The organism is Paenibacillus sp. JNUCC 34, assembly GCF_058269055.1.
This window is the reverse complement of sequence record NZ_CM177770.1, coordinates 4,082,526-4,097,690: the sequence shown is the minus strand read 5'-3', so window position 1 is coordinate 4,097,690 and position 15,165 is coordinate 4,082,526. Positions and strand designations below refer to the sequence as shown.

15 protein-coding genes are annotated in these 15,165 nt (G+C 43.3%); 10 read left to right on the top strand and 5 right to left on the bottom strand.

Annotated elements, in window-relative coordinates:
• The first annotated feature begins 189 nt into the window (after positions 1-189).
• The 6 genes from AC2TF5_RS19275 (at position 190) to AC2TF5_RS19250 (ending at position 6,319) form a co-directional block, all read left to right on the top strand.
• Entirely contained in the window at positions 190-1,365 is a 1,176-nt protein-coding gene (locus tag AC2TF5_RS19275; protein WP_491298787.1) for a Gfo/Idh/MocA family protein, read from the top strand.
• 170 nt (positions 1,366-1,535) lie between these two features.
• On the top strand, positions 1,536-2,585 hold the full coding sequence (locus AC2TF5_RS19270) for an SIS domain-containing protein (RefSeq protein WP_491298786.1): 1,050 nt from the start codon (positions 1,536-1,538) through the stop codon (positions 2,583-2,585).
• 78 nt (positions 2,586-2,663) lie between these two features.
• Positions 2,664-3,449, top strand: coding sequence for a DeoR/GlpR family DNA-binding transcription regulator (locus AC2TF5_RS19265; RefSeq protein ID WP_491298785.1), 786 nt, complete (start codon positions 2,664-2,666; stop codon positions 3,447-3,449).
• Positions 3,450-3,467: 18 nt separating this feature from the next.
• Positions 3,468-4,439, top strand: a complete 972-nt coding sequence (locus AC2TF5_RS19260) for an ROK family protein (protein ID WP_491298784.1) — start codon at positions 3,468-3,470, stop codon at positions 4,437-4,439.
• Positions 4,440-4,466: 27 nt separating this feature from the next.
• Entirely contained in the window at positions 4,467-5,336 is an 870-nt protein-coding gene (gene fba, locus AC2TF5_RS19255) for a class II fructose-1,6-bisphosphate aldolase (protein WP_491298783.1), read from the top strand.
• Complete coding sequence (locus AC2TF5_RS19250) at positions 5,333-6,319, top strand: 1-phosphofructokinase family hexose kinase (protein WP_491298782.1); 987 nt, start codon at positions 5,333-5,335, stop codon at positions 6,317-6,319. The genes fba and AC2TF5_RS19250 overlap by 4 nt, the downstream gene beginning before the upstream one ends.
• Before the next feature lie 75 nt (positions 6,320-6,394).
• Here the strand turns inward: AC2TF5_RS19250 and AC2TF5_RS19245 are convergent, their stop codons facing one another.
• The 5 genes from AC2TF5_RS19245 to AC2TF5_RS19225 all read right to left on the bottom strand — a co-directional run bounded on the left by AC2TF5_RS19245 (position 6,395) and on the right by AC2TF5_RS19225 (position 9,623).
• Positions 6,395-6,910 carry a L,D-transpeptidase gene (locus AC2TF5_RS19245; RefSeq protein ID WP_491298781.1) on the bottom strand — a complete coding sequence of 172 codons (516 nt, stop codon included), beginning with the start codon at positions 6,908-6,910 and terminating at the stop codon, positions 6,395-6,397.
• A gap of 312 nt (positions 6,911-7,222) precedes the next feature.
• The gene (locus tag AC2TF5_RS19240) at positions 7,223-7,378 is read right to left on the bottom strand and encodes a hypothetical protein (RefSeq protein ID WP_491298780.1); all 156 of its coding nucleotides are present in this window, start codon (positions 7,376-7,378) and stop codon (positions 7,223-7,225) included.
• Positions 7,379-7,499: 121 nt separating this feature from the next.
• Entirely contained in the window at positions 7,500-8,384 is an 885-nt protein-coding gene (locus AC2TF5_RS19235; RefSeq protein WP_491298779.1) for an alpha/beta fold hydrolase, read from the bottom strand.
• Between the two features lie 13 nt (positions 8,385-8,397).
• On the bottom strand, positions 8,398-9,087 hold the full coding sequence (locus AC2TF5_RS19230; RefSeq protein WP_491298778.1) for a TetR/AcrR family transcriptional regulator: 690 nt from the start codon (positions 9,085-9,087) through the stop codon (positions 8,398-8,400).
• Between the two features lie 218 nt (positions 9,088-9,305).
• The gene (locus AC2TF5_RS19225) at positions 9,306-9,623 is read right to left on the bottom strand and encodes a DUF2642 domain-containing protein (RefSeq protein WP_491298777.1); all 318 of its coding nucleotides are present in this window, start codon (positions 9,621-9,623) and stop codon (positions 9,306-9,308) included.
• A 283-nt stretch (positions 9,624-9,906) separates the two neighbouring features.
• Here AC2TF5_RS19225 and AC2TF5_RS19220 point away from each other — a divergent pair, with 283 nt between their 5' ends.
• From AC2TF5_RS19220 to AC2TF5_RS19205, 4 genes are all read left to right on the top strand, one after another.
• Positions 9,907-10,755 (top strand): GNAT family N-acetyltransferase, encoded by an 849-nt coding sequence (locus AC2TF5_RS19220; RefSeq protein WP_491298776.1) that lies wholly within the window; start codon positions 9,907-9,909, stop codon positions 10,753-10,755.
• A 326-nt stretch (positions 10,756-11,081) separates the two neighbouring features.
• Complete coding sequence (locus AC2TF5_RS19215; RefSeq protein ID WP_491298775.1) at positions 11,082-11,912, top strand: helix-turn-helix domain-containing protein; 831 nt, start codon at positions 11,082-11,084, stop codon at positions 11,910-11,912.
• A 320-nt stretch (positions 11,913-12,232) separates the two neighbouring features.
• Positions 12,233-13,546 carry an NtaA/DmoA family FMN-dependent monooxygenase gene (locus tag AC2TF5_RS19210; RefSeq protein WP_491298774.1) on the top strand — a complete coding sequence of 438 codons (1,314 nt, stop codon included), beginning with the start codon at positions 12,233-12,235 and terminating at the stop codon, positions 13,544-13,546.
• Positions 13,547-13,605: 59 nt separating this feature from the next.
• Positions 13,606-15,036: a DHA2 family efflux MFS transporter permease subunit gene (locus AC2TF5_RS19205; protein ID WP_491298773.1), complete on the top strand. Its 1,431-nt coding sequence runs from the start codon at positions 13,606-13,608 to the stop codon at positions 15,034-15,036.
• Positions 15,037-15,165: the final 129 nt, after the last annotated feature.

Genomic DNA, 15,165 nt, shown 5'->3' with positions numbered 1-15,165 from the left:
GATTCGGCAGATTATTTTCTCTGCTCGTGTCTATCCTTTTTTTGAAATCTAAGAAAGTATAATTAGGATGTCGCAAAATTTTTGATTCTATTTTTCAATTATATGATTGAAAAAATCATAATTATGAATTAAACTATCATCGAAACGCTGAGTTCATGATCGTGAAATCACAAAATGAGGTGAGGACTAGTGAATCAGGTTAGAGTAGGAGTAATCGGTGTAGGAGCCAGAAGCGATATTGTGGGATATTGGCATCAGCCCGGCGGAAGGTCCATTGTAACGGGTGCAGCAGACATTTCTATGGAAGCACTCTCAAAATTTCGGGAGACGGTTAATCCAGATGCTTTTGTTACGACGGACTACCAAGAGCTGTTGTCCCGGGAGGACATTGACGCGGTCGTTATTCTTTCGCCGGATTATTTGCATGAAGAGCATGCTTCCGCTACATTTCAGGCTGGAAAGCATGTATACTGCGAAAAACCGCTGGCAATTACACCAGAAGGATGCGATCGTATCCTGGATGAATGGAAGCAGTCGGGAAAACATCTTATGATCGGTTTCAATATGCGGTACATGAGCATGTATCAGACGATGAAGGAAATTATCGATTCAGGGGTAATTGGTGATATCAAAGCAGTTTGGGTAAGACATTTTGTTGGGCTGGGCGGTTATTATTACTACCATGACTGGCATGGCACAAAGGCGAATACAACCTCACTGCTTCTGCAAAAAGCTTCGCATGATATAGATGTCATTCACTGGCTTACAGGCAAATATACGAAAAAGGTGTCCGCATTCGGCAGCCTAGATTATTATGGCGGGGATATGCCGAATGATCTGTATTGTCCTGAATGTGAACGGCAAAAGACTTGCCCTGAAGCGAGTCTGGATCGGCTGACCCAATGTGCGTTCCGCGAAGAAATCGATGTTGAAGATAACAATATGGTCATTATGGAGCTGGAGGGCGGCATCAAAGCTTCTTATCTGCAGTGCCATTTTACACCGGACTATTCTCGCAATTATACCTTTATCGGAACAAAGGGCCGGATCGAGAACGATGATGTGAATGATAAAATTCATGTCAAAACCAGAAAGTCAGGCTCCTGGCATGAAATGAGCGACATTACCTACGAGATGAAAAAAATGCCCGGAACTCATTCAGGCGCTGACCCGCGGATTTGCGAAGATTTTATTAACCTCGTGCTGGATAATAAGCAGCCTTTGACCAGCCCCTTTGATGGAAGAATGAGTGTTGCGGTAGGGTGCGCGGCCACGGAATCCATTCGTGCGGGAGGAAAGGTCGTCCAAATCGATCAAGGTAAGCACCGCCCGGCTACAGAGCATCAGGAAAAGCTTCCGATCTAAGGAGGTTACATAAATGATTACCGAGCGACCGCTTTCTGTTATTGATGATGCAGGAAACGGTCGTTTTTTAATTTCATTTCATTTGAAAAAATGATTCATAATAATGATTGAAAAAATCATAATAATGAACTAACATATCATTATAACGATGTGAGGGGAGACGTTCTTTTATGATGAAAGGAAAGTTGACTTACCCGGAGATTGGACAACAGGCTGAAGCGATGGCAGCTGCATGGGAGCAGCTAGCCAGACAACAGGATTGGGTTGAGAAATATATTGGCAATTCTGCATACGAAGAAGTTATATTTATTGGTTCGGGTTCATCCTATTATCAGGCGCAGACGATGGCAGCGACTTTCCGTTATTGGATCGCAAGACCGGCGAGCGCATTTCCTTCCTCGGAAATTTTCTTGTTCAGGGATCAGTCTTCGGCAAAACAAGGTAAAAAATTGCTTGTCGGCGTATCGCGTTCCGGTGAATCCACAGAAGTTATTTTGGCCATTGATTCGGTTAAAGGGCTCAACAACTGGGATACTTGCGGAATCACTTGTTACGAGGACAGCGGAATGGCTAAGCAGACGGAATGTCTCGTTTCACCGTTCGGTAAAGAAAAAAGCACAGTTATGACGAAATCATTTGTGAGTATGACGTTTATGATGCAAGCGGCTATAGCAGCAGCTGCAGGCAGTGGTTTCTCAAATGAAATGAAAACGGTGATGGATCAGGCTGAGGTGAAAATTGCAGAAGCGGATGCTCTTGCTAAACAGCTTATCGATAACAACAATTTTATTAAAACAATATACCTCGGCATGGGCAGCTATTACGGTATTGCACAAGAGGCATGCCTCAAACTGAAGGAAATGTCTTATACTTGGACTGAAAGCTATGGCACTCTTGAATTCAGACACGGTCCAAAATCGATTATCGAGCCAGGTTCGCTCGTTGTATTGCTGCTCTCGGAGACGGCAAGATCTTATGAGCTGAAAGTTGCCGAGGAGATGAAAGCTTACGGGGCTTACGTACTCGTAATTACAGCTCGCGCGGGTGACGATACCGCTTTTGCGGACTCCGTGTTTGAGATCGGGGCAACTGATGTGAGCGATGAAGCTCGTGCTGTTATGTATTTGCCGCTTCTTCAATATATTGGCTTCTGGACAGCTGTTAATAAAGACGTCGATCCGGATGAACCACGCAATTTGACGCAAGTAGTCAAGATTTAACGTGCGTTCGCCAGTAATGCCTGTAAGCGTTGAAGCGGCACTTCAAAAAAATCACCAGCGAGGAGGAAATGATATTTAATGGCACGTATTGGAATGAAAGCAGAACGACAAAACCAAATCCTGAGTGCGCTGGCGGTAAAGGGAGAAATGTCACTTCAAGAGCTGATGACGGCGTTTAATTGTTCGGAAGCTACAGTCAGAAGGGATCTTGAGGAATTGGAGCAGAGCGGAAGCGTCATCAGACGCGTTGGCGGTGGAGCGATGTATGTGAAGCCGGCATCGGTATACGAGGTTCCGTTCATCGAGAAGCAGCAGGTATTATATCCGGAGAAATTGGAGATCGCCAGAATGGCTGCTTCATTGGTTCAAGAAGGAGATGTCATCGGACTAACCGGGGGCACAACGACTTTCCTCATTTCACAGCAGTTAAAACATAGAAAAAATATTACGGTCGTAACCAATGCCGTTAATATTGCGATGGAGCTGTCAGAGAACAGCGACCTTCAGGTAGTTCTAACCGGCGGTGTACTGCGCAACAAAAGCTTTGAGCTGTGCGGCCCGCTGGCAGAGCAGACCGTCAATGCGGTTAACATCAACACGATGTTTATGGGGATTGACGGGTTTACAACTTCCGGCGTGAGTACTTACTCGGAGCTGGAAGCGAACATAGCACGCATGCTTATGCGCCGTGCGGATAAAACGATTGCGGTATTCGATCATACCAAAATCGGCCGTGCTTCCTTGTTTACGGTAGCCCATCTGGAAGAGCTATATGGCTGTATCACGGATGGGCAGCCTTCTGATGCGTTGGTCAGCGCTTTAAAGGAAGCCGGAACTTCACTGTATGTTGCCGAAAGCGAATAATCCTTAGGAGGAGAAACGATGAGTTTCTGGATCGGTGTGGATGTCGGAGGAACAAACATTGTCTGCGGTATCGTGGATGAGAAAGGTGAAGTGCTGGACTCCATAAAAAAGCCTACACAGGCTTTTCTCGGCACTTCGTCCGTTCTGGATCATATGGCTCAAATGGTTTCAGAAGTTACAGCCAGAGCAGGACTCTCTGGCGAAGTGGCCGGCATCGGCATCGGTATTCCGGGATTGGTGAACCCTTGGGATGGGATTGCTCTGTATTCCGCCAATTTAAATTGGCGTGATGTTCCCTTGAGTACGGAATTGTCCAGACGTACATCTTTGCCGGTTTATATCGATAATGATGTGCGGATGTATGTTTATGGTGAAGCGATGTATGGTGCGGGCCTGGGTGTTGATTACGTCCTTGGACTGACCGTGGGAACCGGAATCGCATCGGCTATGGTCAGTCGGGGACAGCTTTATTACGGGTACCGTGATCTGGCCGGTGAAATCGGTCACGGGACGATGGACGGCGAATCCGCTCCATGCGGGTGCGGCTTTGATGGCTGCCTGGAAGCAGCCGCTTCAGCTTCCGGCATGGTGCGTGAGACCAAACGTTTTATTGCTGAGGGAAGACCGACCCTATTGTCACAGTGGTTTCCTGGAGACGATCTACAGCGCCTATCGGCGGCCGACATTTCGAAAGCGATGGATGCGGGAGATTCCTTAGCTTCCGATATTATGAACCACGCCGGAGAACTTCTTGGTAAAGCGCTTGTACCAGCTGTGCATATATTCAGTCCGCAGGTGATTATTATTGGCGGTGGAGGGGCAATGGCTGGAGAAAGACTGCTAACACCGCTTCGCCAAACATTAATGTCACGTTTGCTGCCGGATTTCAGACAGCACGTCACCATCAGGACAGCAGTGCTTGGAGATGATGCCGGCGTGATTGGGAGCGCTATGCAAGCTAAACGACGTCATGAGATAAAGCAATCATAATTTTTGGATCTTGGGGAGGATTTTACAATGACCGTTATATCATCTACGCCATTATTAGAGGCTGCTCGCAGAGGGAAATACTGCATCGGCGCTTTCAACGTACACACATTGGAAATGCTTCAGGCTGTTGTCGAGGCTGCTGAAGAAACGCAGTCTCCGCTAATTATTCAATCCACCGTTGGAACCGTAAAACATCTTGGGCCGGACTATATAGCTAAGGCCGCAATGGTAGCTTCTGAAAGATCAAGCGTTCCGATTGCACTGCATTTGGATCATTGCTCCGATTTTGACATCATTATGAAATGTATTCGGGCTGGTTACAGCTCCGTGATGATCGACGCCTCTCATGAGCCGTTTGATGTCAACGTAGCCATGACCAAAAAGGTCGTAGAAGCAGCGAACGCGGTAGGGGTTAACGTGGAAGCAGAGCTCGGTCGAGTTGGCGGCGTAGAGGATGATATCGTTGTCGACGAACAGCATGCTCTGCTTGCAGATCCGGATGAATGTGCCCGGTTTGTAGAGTTAACCGGAGTGCATACGCTCGCTCCTGCCATTGGTACCGCCCATGGGATTTACAAGGGAGAGCCAAACATTGACTTTGAACGCATTCGGAACATCGCATCAAAAGTTTCGGTTCCGCTTGTACTTCATGGCGGCTCCGGCATTCCCGATGAACAGGTCAGACGCTGCGTAGCGGAAGGAATGTCCAAAATGAATGTTGCGACTGAGCTTCGTATCGTGTTTTCCAATGCGATTAAAGAAGTGTTTGATCGGAATCCAGAGGAAAACGATCCTCGTAAATACATGGTTCCAGCTAAACAGGCTTTGAAGGAGGCCACGATCGAAAAGATGCGTCTGTGCGGGTCTTTTGGAAAAGCTAAGGATTATTACCAATGAATCAAAGCATTGTCACCGTAACTTTAAATGCTGCTATCGATAAAACATATTACATGAACGGTTGGTCGACTGGAACCGTCATGCGTGTGGATCGTATTCATGCTACTGCCGGCGGCAAAGGTCTTAATGTTTCAAGGGTTCTGCATCAGCTTGGACATCCGGAGGTAATCGCCACGGGCTTTACAGCTGGGTATAACGGGCAGTTTATTGTCCGTGCAGCTGAGGACGAGGGATTTGGGACAGACTTTGTGTCCATTGAAGGTGAATCGAGAGTTTGCCTTAGTATTGTGGACGAGGCAAATCATACCTTTACGGAAGCTTTGGAACCGGGCCCACTGGTGACTCCGGAAGATGAAGAGAGAATGAAGTCCAAAATCGGAGATTTGGCGCAAAAGGCCGGCCTTATCATTATTTCCGGGAGTCTGCCGAAAGGGTGCAGGTCGGAGCTTTACACCGAATTGATTGAGATTTGCTCCTCCCACGGTGCGGAGGTGTTCCTGGATACGAGCGGTGCTGCGCTTGTGGAGGGGATGAAAGGCAAGCCTGGCTTTATCAAGCCGAATGAGGACGAAATTAAACCATGGCTAGACACCATTGTTGCTGATCGCAATACGGAATCGGAAGCGGATGCCGAAATCTCTCTGCATAACTACGGGGCCGCCATCCAAAAACTTGCCAAGGATACCGGAATTTCGAGGGTGATAGTCACATTGGGCGCACTGGGTGCATTGGCATGTATTGGCGGTTCGGTTTATCGGGTGCATATCCCCCGGATGACAATAGTCAATCCGGTAGGCAGCGGGGATTCTTTTGTAGCGGGATTTGCATTTGCGCATGTCCGCAACATGCCGGATATGGAGTGTTTGCGTTACGCCGCTGCTGCGGGAAGCGCGAATGCACTCAATCCGACTGCAGGGTGCGTAGTACCAGCGGATTTTGGACGGCTTCTGCAACAAACTAAGGTTATCGAATTTGGGGCTTAGTAAGGTTCACAACGGATGAAGGCAGCAAAAAAGCTAAACACATAAAAGGTGCTTAGCTTCTGCATATGATCGTATTTATTTTTGAATGAGTACAGGGGTGTTCATTTTAACCTTGTCAAACAGCCAGCGGACTTCTTTGTTGTGCATTCGAATACATCCTTCAGAGACGTATTTACCGATCGAGGCTGGATTGTTGTTCCCGTGAATAGCGTAGGCATAACTTGTTCTGCCGTTGATTTTTACGTTAATACCTATCCAGCGATCTCCGAGTGGATTTTTGGGGTCTCCACCTTTGATACGCTCTTTATAGTAAGGTCTGTTTTTTGTTTTTTCATGAATTTTAAACAGGCCTTCGGGCGTGTAGGAAGGTTTCTTTCCTGTGGCGACTGTGAACGTTTTGATTGCTTTGCCTTTTTCATAGTAGGTCAGTTTGTTGCTGGATTTGTCGATCACAATAAATTGTGCATATTTGGCGTATTTGCTGTCCAGCTTCTTGCTGGCAGCATCGGCCTGGTTCACGACGGGGACGACGAACAAAAGGAGCAAAGCAAAGATGAGTGTACGATATAAAATCTTGATGATGTGTATCACCTCTTTCCGCTTTTCCAGTATATGAGAGGGAACTCGAATGTTGCCGCTTTTTTAAAACGGATTTGAATGGACCAAGTTGTTTTTTGTAGAAGGCAAGTACCGTTTTAATCAAAAATGTCATTAGTTTGGTGTTTATTGGATGTATAATTAGCGACAATTATAATACGTTCCATCTGCGAAAAGGAAACATTTTCTTTCTGAAATTTTGCGCAAAAAAAATCCCTTCAGGTGTAGAAGCAGCCAGGCCATCGACATAAATGGTCCTGCGACTTGTTTACACTCAAAGGGATTTACTTGTCCTTAAGAAGGAGACTATTGCTCTTGCATAGTCGTCTTCTCATATGCAACTAACGTAACTTCTTTGCCCGTAAGGTTGGCTATAGCCGCTTCCGCAGCTTTTATAGCGCCTAGGGTCTGTTCATCACCGCTAAGCGAAGCGATTTGGTATTCATCAGTTTTAATATTCATTCTGTTTCACCTCCCTAATTTCAGGGTTTAGATACAGGATAGGTTTCCCATTTGAACGACATTGAATGCATGGTAGGAGAGAAGGTAGGAGAGGTCGAACGTCAGCGAAAGGATGCTTTTATTACTTCGTTAAAAATCGTACTATTTCTGAATTTATCAAATCGGCTTGTTCATGATTTATGGAATGCCCTGCTCCTTTTATGATCTTATAATTTAAATTTAACTCTTCGAATGCTTTAATCGATTCGGGGTAATAAGAAAGTCTATCCTGATCTCCCAGCATAAAGAGTCCTTCTTCTCTAGATATTTTGAAGTCGGTTTTACTTATGGAAGACGTTTTATGTAACATCATAGAAGCATTATTAAATGACTTCAACAATATATGCCAATGTGATAAAAGAGCAGGTTTACGAATAAACGACTCCCCATCATCGCCCGACAACTTTTTCAAAAGTTTTGCTACATTTTTTGGCGTTGGGAATAACGCTTCCGGCAGAAATATCAGCATTTTTTTCAAATTATTTGTTTTGTATCCTTCAACAGATGGGCTACCTGCAAGTCCAATAATTTTATCAAAACGGTTAGGCAATTTGCATTTGAACAGCTGCACTAAATAGCAACCATAGGAAACTCCAATGGCGTACACTTTATCTAACTTAAGAGCATCTAGCAACTCTTCAATCCATAACACTTGATTAAAGCCTTTTGAATAATTTCCATTTGGCTGACTTTTACCAGCTCCACCGATAGCGTCGACTGCTATCACATGGAACTCTTTTGAAAGCTCCTTTATATTATATATCCACATAATTGCTGAATTGTCGCCTACTCCGTGAAACAAAAGTACAGGTATATGGTCTGGATTTCCAGCAATAATCAGATGTGTTTTTCCATAAGTGCCCTCTATAACTTTTTCTTCATGAGCTACATCCCACTCAGCTAACAAATGATTATACGATTCATACACTGCCTTTTGCTTTGTCTCATTTTTAAAGACTTTAGGCATCGGATAGCCCCCCTTATGAGTTTTCAGCAATCACTTTTTCTAAACATGCATTCCAAAGAGAATATTCAATGCCTAACCCCTGAAAACAAAACTGAACAATCTCTTTTAATGCAATTGAATCATCATCTTGGTTTATCGTGTTTGATCCCGTGATAAGTTTTGAATATTCAAAGAGATTTGCTACAAAAACAGACCAAAAGCTATTGGCTGCGCGACTCGGATCGGTTGCTGGAATCATCCCTTGTGAAATTCCATTTTCAATCATACTGGACAGTGCTTTTCGATGTATATCCGATTTCGAAGCACCCTCTTTCCATTTATCTGGGCCAAATATTGCATAAGCGTCAAAAGGTACTCGAATAAAAAACTGCATCATAAGTGGATTGTCTTTGTTTGCACCAAATATCCCATAAACGTAATACATTAACTGTTCAATGGGATTTCTCCCGTGTTCATTTGTAAGCAAATGATTTGAAAATGTATAGCCTTCTTCAAACAACCAGGAATACAATTCAATAAATAAGTCCTTTTTTGTTTTGTAATAATAGTAGATTAAACCCTTTGCAAGCTGAGCTTCGTCAGCCACGATATCCATATCCGTGCCATGATAACCGAATCGTACATACACAGAAAGGGTAGCGGTTAGGATTTGCCTTTTTCTAGCCTCTCGGACTAAGGCATTTTTCTCTTGATTTTTCCCCATATATTCCTCCGTGATATTATTGACTTAATTTTAAGTCAATAATATTATGGTCTTCAGATAAATGTCAAATTATTGAATGTACTTTGATGAGGATGTTTTAAAAGAGCAGAGGCTGAGCATCCCACGAAGGCAGGTTGCACAAACGGAATTTTATATATGCAGTCTGGAAATGGACAAAAACAAAAAGAGCTGCATTCACAGCTCCTTTGATTCGCAAATTATTCTGGCATTATCCAAACGATTTCGGCAATGCGGACAAGAAACTTCTTATGTCTTTGTTCAAGCACAACATGGTCTTGTTTGACAGCAACGACACATCCGTCAATTCTACCACGTGTGGTTTCCAGAATGACAACTTTTCCAATTAGGGACATTAAAGCTTCAACAACACAAGGATCTACAGGACTGACCACAATAGTTTTAGGCATGTGATGCATATGTGGCTTGTGCTCCATGTGAGGCATGTGATGCATATGTGGTTGGTGCTCCATGTGGGGCATGTGATGCATGTGAGGCATCATTGGATAACTATTCAAAAAATTCCCTCCCAATTAATTATACGGCATTCTATGCAGATGCCTACAAAATGAATTGGGCGAATGCCCAGAAATCGAAAATACAAACAAAGGACCTTTCAGTAATTTCTCCGATGTTACTTGAAACAGCTAGTCCAATCCTTATGTACCAGGCATTATTTATATGAACTATATTTGTACATCCTTAATCCTGGGGGAAATGGTAAACTGTTTTTATTATACCTGCTTGTTATTTCAACAAACACATTAATACTTCAATAAAAAACGGAGGAATCGAAGGCTGATGAATATAGCAGATATCCGATACGAACACTTTAGTGAAAAAGATTATAATGTCGCTAGAGAATTATTAAGCCATGACGTCGACGGTGGAGAAGACATCCTTCGGGTGCTTACTGAAGAACCGGAATTGTTTATTACCGCGTTTATTGAGGATAAGCTTGTTGCACTGGCCCAAGTGAACGAGCCTGCATCTCAGTCCTATTTAACTGTGTTTGTGGCTCCACAGTTTCGCAAGCGAGGAATCGGTTCTGCAATGGTAAAGTATGCTGAAACCGAATTGCGGGCGGGCGGAACCCAAAAAGTCAGGAGTTCCTTTCGTGCCGGCCATCAATCATCTCTTGCGTTTGCGCGCAAGCTCGGTTATGACAAATACTTTTCATCGGCTTTAATGCAGCGAACCGGCGATCCCTTTCTCCTGGAGGAGCTTCCGGTGAGGCTGTATATGGACGAAGACTATCTTGTTAGTCAGTCGCTGTATGCCACAGCTTTTCATAAAATGCGCGTTCGTGTCGGGTGCTTTCCTGATTCTGTGATTGCCCAGCCCAGTGAAAAAGAACGAAGAACATGGAAAGAGGATGCGAAAAACCGTTTTGTCTACGAAATAAATGGGGAAATCGTCGCTTATAGCCACCTTTCTGGTAATGAACTCAGCAGTACTTCCGTCCGTACAGACTTTCAGGGGCTTGGGATCGGAAGAAAGTTTGTTATGTATTTATGCAACGAGATCTATCAGCGTGGCAGTACAAACGTCGACCTTTGGTGTGTTGTCGGGAATTATGCCAGAAATCTGTATGACAGCCTTGGCTTTAAAGAAAAGTATATTACGGAATTCATGCGGAAAACGCTGTAAACTTTTCGTTTAAGATAAATCTGCTGACCCAATTAAAGAATATCCTTCACGCTAAAGACACGAAAGTTTCGGAGTCAATTGCCCAAATAGACATCGGCTCGTACCGTTCTGGAAGCGCCTGAAGGAACAAGGATCGTTACTGTGAAATTACCATTTACATAATGACTGAATGCTCTGTTAAGTGAATGGTTTAATCTTGTGTATAGCCTGACTGATCCCCAAACAAATAGCTGCCAGGCTGACACCTCGAGAAATAAATTTGTTGTTTGGCATTAATGAAAGTAGCCCAGATGTACAATGTTTGGATAGGGAGCAGGTGCATTATCATGATAGATTTGGATAAATTAGCCGAGATATTTGCTAGTGGTTTCTATGATATAGAAGGTGTCCACCGTTTAGTCATTCAGCCGAACAGTAAATTAAGTGAATTTAGGACCGTCAGGCATGGATTTCTTTTTGTAATTCGTGGAGAGGCTAGAATGTGTGTGAATGGAACTGTCTATGAATTACATCCAGGATCAGTATTTCATGGGGCTCCAGGCATGCAACTGGACGCGCAAGTTATAGGTCAATCAGAGTACGAGTACTATTTACTGTTTTCTAGATTTGACAAGTTAGACGAAGTATATAGCGGTCATGAATGCGACTCTCATTTCAAACTGGAAGCGGGAGCAAATCCGAGAGTGTTAGAATTACTTATCATGCTCCATCAGAATGCCAATACACTTAGAGGTATTGGGAAGCTTCGTGTCAAGGAATTATTTTTAAGCGTCATGCATCATGTTCTGGTGAGTTGCAAGCATCGAGAGAGTGGCAGTTCTCCAAGTGAAAGGGTGATAGAGGAGGCTATTGCATACATAAACAGGCATTATATGAATCCGTTGACACTCGACGAGTTGGCTGAGCTACATGCAATGAGTCCCAAGCGCTTCTCATACTTCTTTCACAAATATACTGGGCTTTACCCAATCGACTATGTTATCAATTATCGTATGGAAAGAGCTAGTGACTTACTTAAAGTAGGCAATTTCCCCATCCGCGATATTGCTATCAGTGTCGGTTATGCCAATCCGCTATATTTCAGTAGAGTGTTTAAAAAGAAATTTGGTGTGTCTCCCTCCGCATACACACATAAATTAGATAATCATATATATTGAGTTTCTGATTTATGTATTACGCCTGCAATCTGGTGATGAACCTAGAGTGCAGGCTTCTTCTCTTTTGTCTCATTCTTTCCTTCCTGTTTCACCGCAGCCCTATCCTACGATGTCGGCTAAATCATCATTCAGCAAACCTAGATTAGATAATAATGCATATAGCATTTGTGATTTGTGCATTTGCATTTGTTGCAGACCTTGCTACACTATAGTCTGATAATGAGAATCATTATTAATTAGTAGTCTTCTAGAGCCAGCATCTGATCAGAGTATTTCCTGGGCGCTAAACTATTCTTACTATATAGGAAGGGTTGATAGTATTGACTGTAAATAGACAATTATGTATTGGATTAGTCTTATCTGCTTGGTTGAAAGGAGGCGACTGGCGGCGCCCAGACAGCGGTGTGGAAAAAATGGGTTCAATTGACCCTTACATTGATTTGGCAAAGATGGCGGAGAAGTCAAAGCTCGATTTTCTTTTCAGGGCGGATTATCTTTTTGTTAGCCCACAGATGCTCGGCGATTCCGCTAATTTTGGTAGCCCTGACCCTACTATGATATTTGCAGCGATTGCTCGAGAAACCGAGCGGATCGGGCTAGTTACGACTATTTCTACGACTTTTAATCCACCGTATGTTGTTGCTAGACAGCTCCAGTCTTTGCATTGGCTGAGCAATGGACGTGCTGGCTGGAATATTGTCACTTCTATTGAAGGTGCCGAAAATTTCGGTGAGTCACCTATGCCTTCACCCCAAGAAAGATATGCGAAAGCAATTGAATTTACTGATGTCGTACGCAAACTCTGGGATAGTTTTCCGAATGAGGCCATTGTTATTGACCGTGAGTCAGGCATGTTTTCTGATAAGGATAAGGTTTCCCCAATTAATCATTCAGGTGAGTTTTTTAGTGTTAAGGGACCACTTACTTTGCCTGCCCATAAATCGGGACCAATTCCTTTATTTCAAGCAGGTGCGTCGGATACAGGACGAAATTTTGCCTCTTCAATAGCAGATGCTATTTTTGCAGCGATGCCAGACCTTGAATCGGGAGTGGAATTGCGAAATGATCTGAGAAGAAGAGCTATGGAGCATGGGCGCGATCCGGACGGCATAAGAGTTTTGCCAGGTTTATATTTTTTCTTGGCCGAAACTCGCGAGGAAGCCCATGAATTACATAAGGCTGCACACGCACATTTGACTATTGAGCGCAGACATGCATCGCTTAAATCAGTGCTGGGTCTTGATTTGAGCAGCTTTGCTTTGGATCGTCACGTAACTTCCGATATGCTTCCCGATCCGAATCAGCCAGTCCGCAGCCGAACACATGCTGAGCTGTTGCGCCGGTATATTACAAAACATCAGCCTACAGTGGAAGAGGTATTGGCAAGGCCGGAGGTTGTCGGGTCTGCCCACTGGGTTTCCGTTGGAACGGTTGAGGACGTATTGAACGATATTATTGAGCGGTTTGAGGCTGGAGCTATTGACGGATTTATAGCTATTCCGGGCGGTTCAGAAAAATCTTTGAAAATATTTTTTGAAAAGCTGATACCGCAGTTAGTTGAAAGAGGTTTGTTCAGAAGTGAATATACGGGTGTCACCTTGCGTGAGCATTTAGGGATTAATATTACTGATTAAAAAGTTTATGCCTCGGACTAACGACACGCTTATAACAAAATAAAATTTGAGGTGGATTAATGTCTTCAATAGCAGAAACACAGCAAACAAAAGTGATTAAAACTACTCCAATATTAATTTCTTTCTTAATTGCTGGTTTCATTGGATTGTTCAGTGAAACGGCTTTAAACATGGCTCTCGGGGATTTAATACGAGTATTTTCTATTAGTTCTTCCACGGTTCAATGGCTGACAACAGGTTATTTATTAACTTTGGGGATATTAGTTCCTGTCTCGGGTCTCTTACTTCAATGGTTTAGTACACGTCAAATATTTATTGTGTCATTGATTTTTTCAATTATTGGGACACTAGTCGCAGCTCTTGCACCAAGCTTCGAAGTATTAATGTTTTCTCGAGTGATTCAGGCTATAGGTACGGGATTATTGCTGCCCCTGATGTTTAATTCGATCTTATTGATTTTTCCCATCAATAAGAGAGGTGCAACAATGGGACTAATAGGGTTAGTCATTATGTTTGCACCCGCAGTTGGACCCTCAATCTCAGGATTAATTCTTGAAAAACTGACTTGGCATTGGATTTTTTGGGTTTGTTTACCGTTTCTAATTCTTGCGTTGGTATCGGGTATATTGTATATGCAGAATGTTTCGACCATAACTAAACCCAAAATTGATATATTATCTATTATCCTATCTTCGATTGGTTTTGGCGGAATCGTCTATGGCTTTAGCAGCGCGGGTGAGAATGGCTGGGGAAGCACTATTGTGATTACGATGATTATTATAGGCCTTGCTGCACTTACCTTGTTTTCTTTGCGACAATTAAAAATGGATAAACCGATGCTTGATTTACGTGTATTAAAATATCCAATGTTTACTCTAGGTTTATTGGCCGTATTTATTTGCTTCACGGTAATAATGTCCACGATGATTTTGTTGCCATTATATTTGCAAACAGGGCTAGCATTGACTGCATTTACCGCGGGGCTTGTTTTGTTGCCAGGTGGTGTGCTGAATGGATTAATGTCCCCGATCACAGGTCGTATCTTTGACAAATTCGGACCAAGAGGACTTGTTATACCTGGATTTGCGATCATGTCTATCATGTTATGGATCATGTCAAACGTCACCATTGAAACGTCGGTTAGTATGGTGATTGTGATGCACTCCATTCTATTTATAGGTGTATCGATGGTTTTGATGCCTGCTCAGACAAATGGACTAAATCAATTACCGAAAAATCTTTACCCAGATGGTACTGCTTTAATGAATACATTACAGCAAATGTCGGGAGCAATTGGCACTGCAGTTGCGATTACGATTATGTCCGCTTCTCAGAAAAGATATATGAACAATATGATTGATCTAACTGACCCTTCTTCAATTGGAGCTTCATTAACAGCGGGAGTACAGAACTCCTTTATATTCACTCTAATTATAGCTATGGTTGGTTTAATTATTTCCTTCTTCATCAAATCTTCTCGCGTTAAATAGGGCTTACTGAATAATTTAAATTTAAATGAAATTCCTGGGTATTTATTTACAACATATCCCAAATACATTATGCTTGTCTCAACATTAACGTTAGCACTATAGTGCAATCATATGGCATCGATGAAAAAG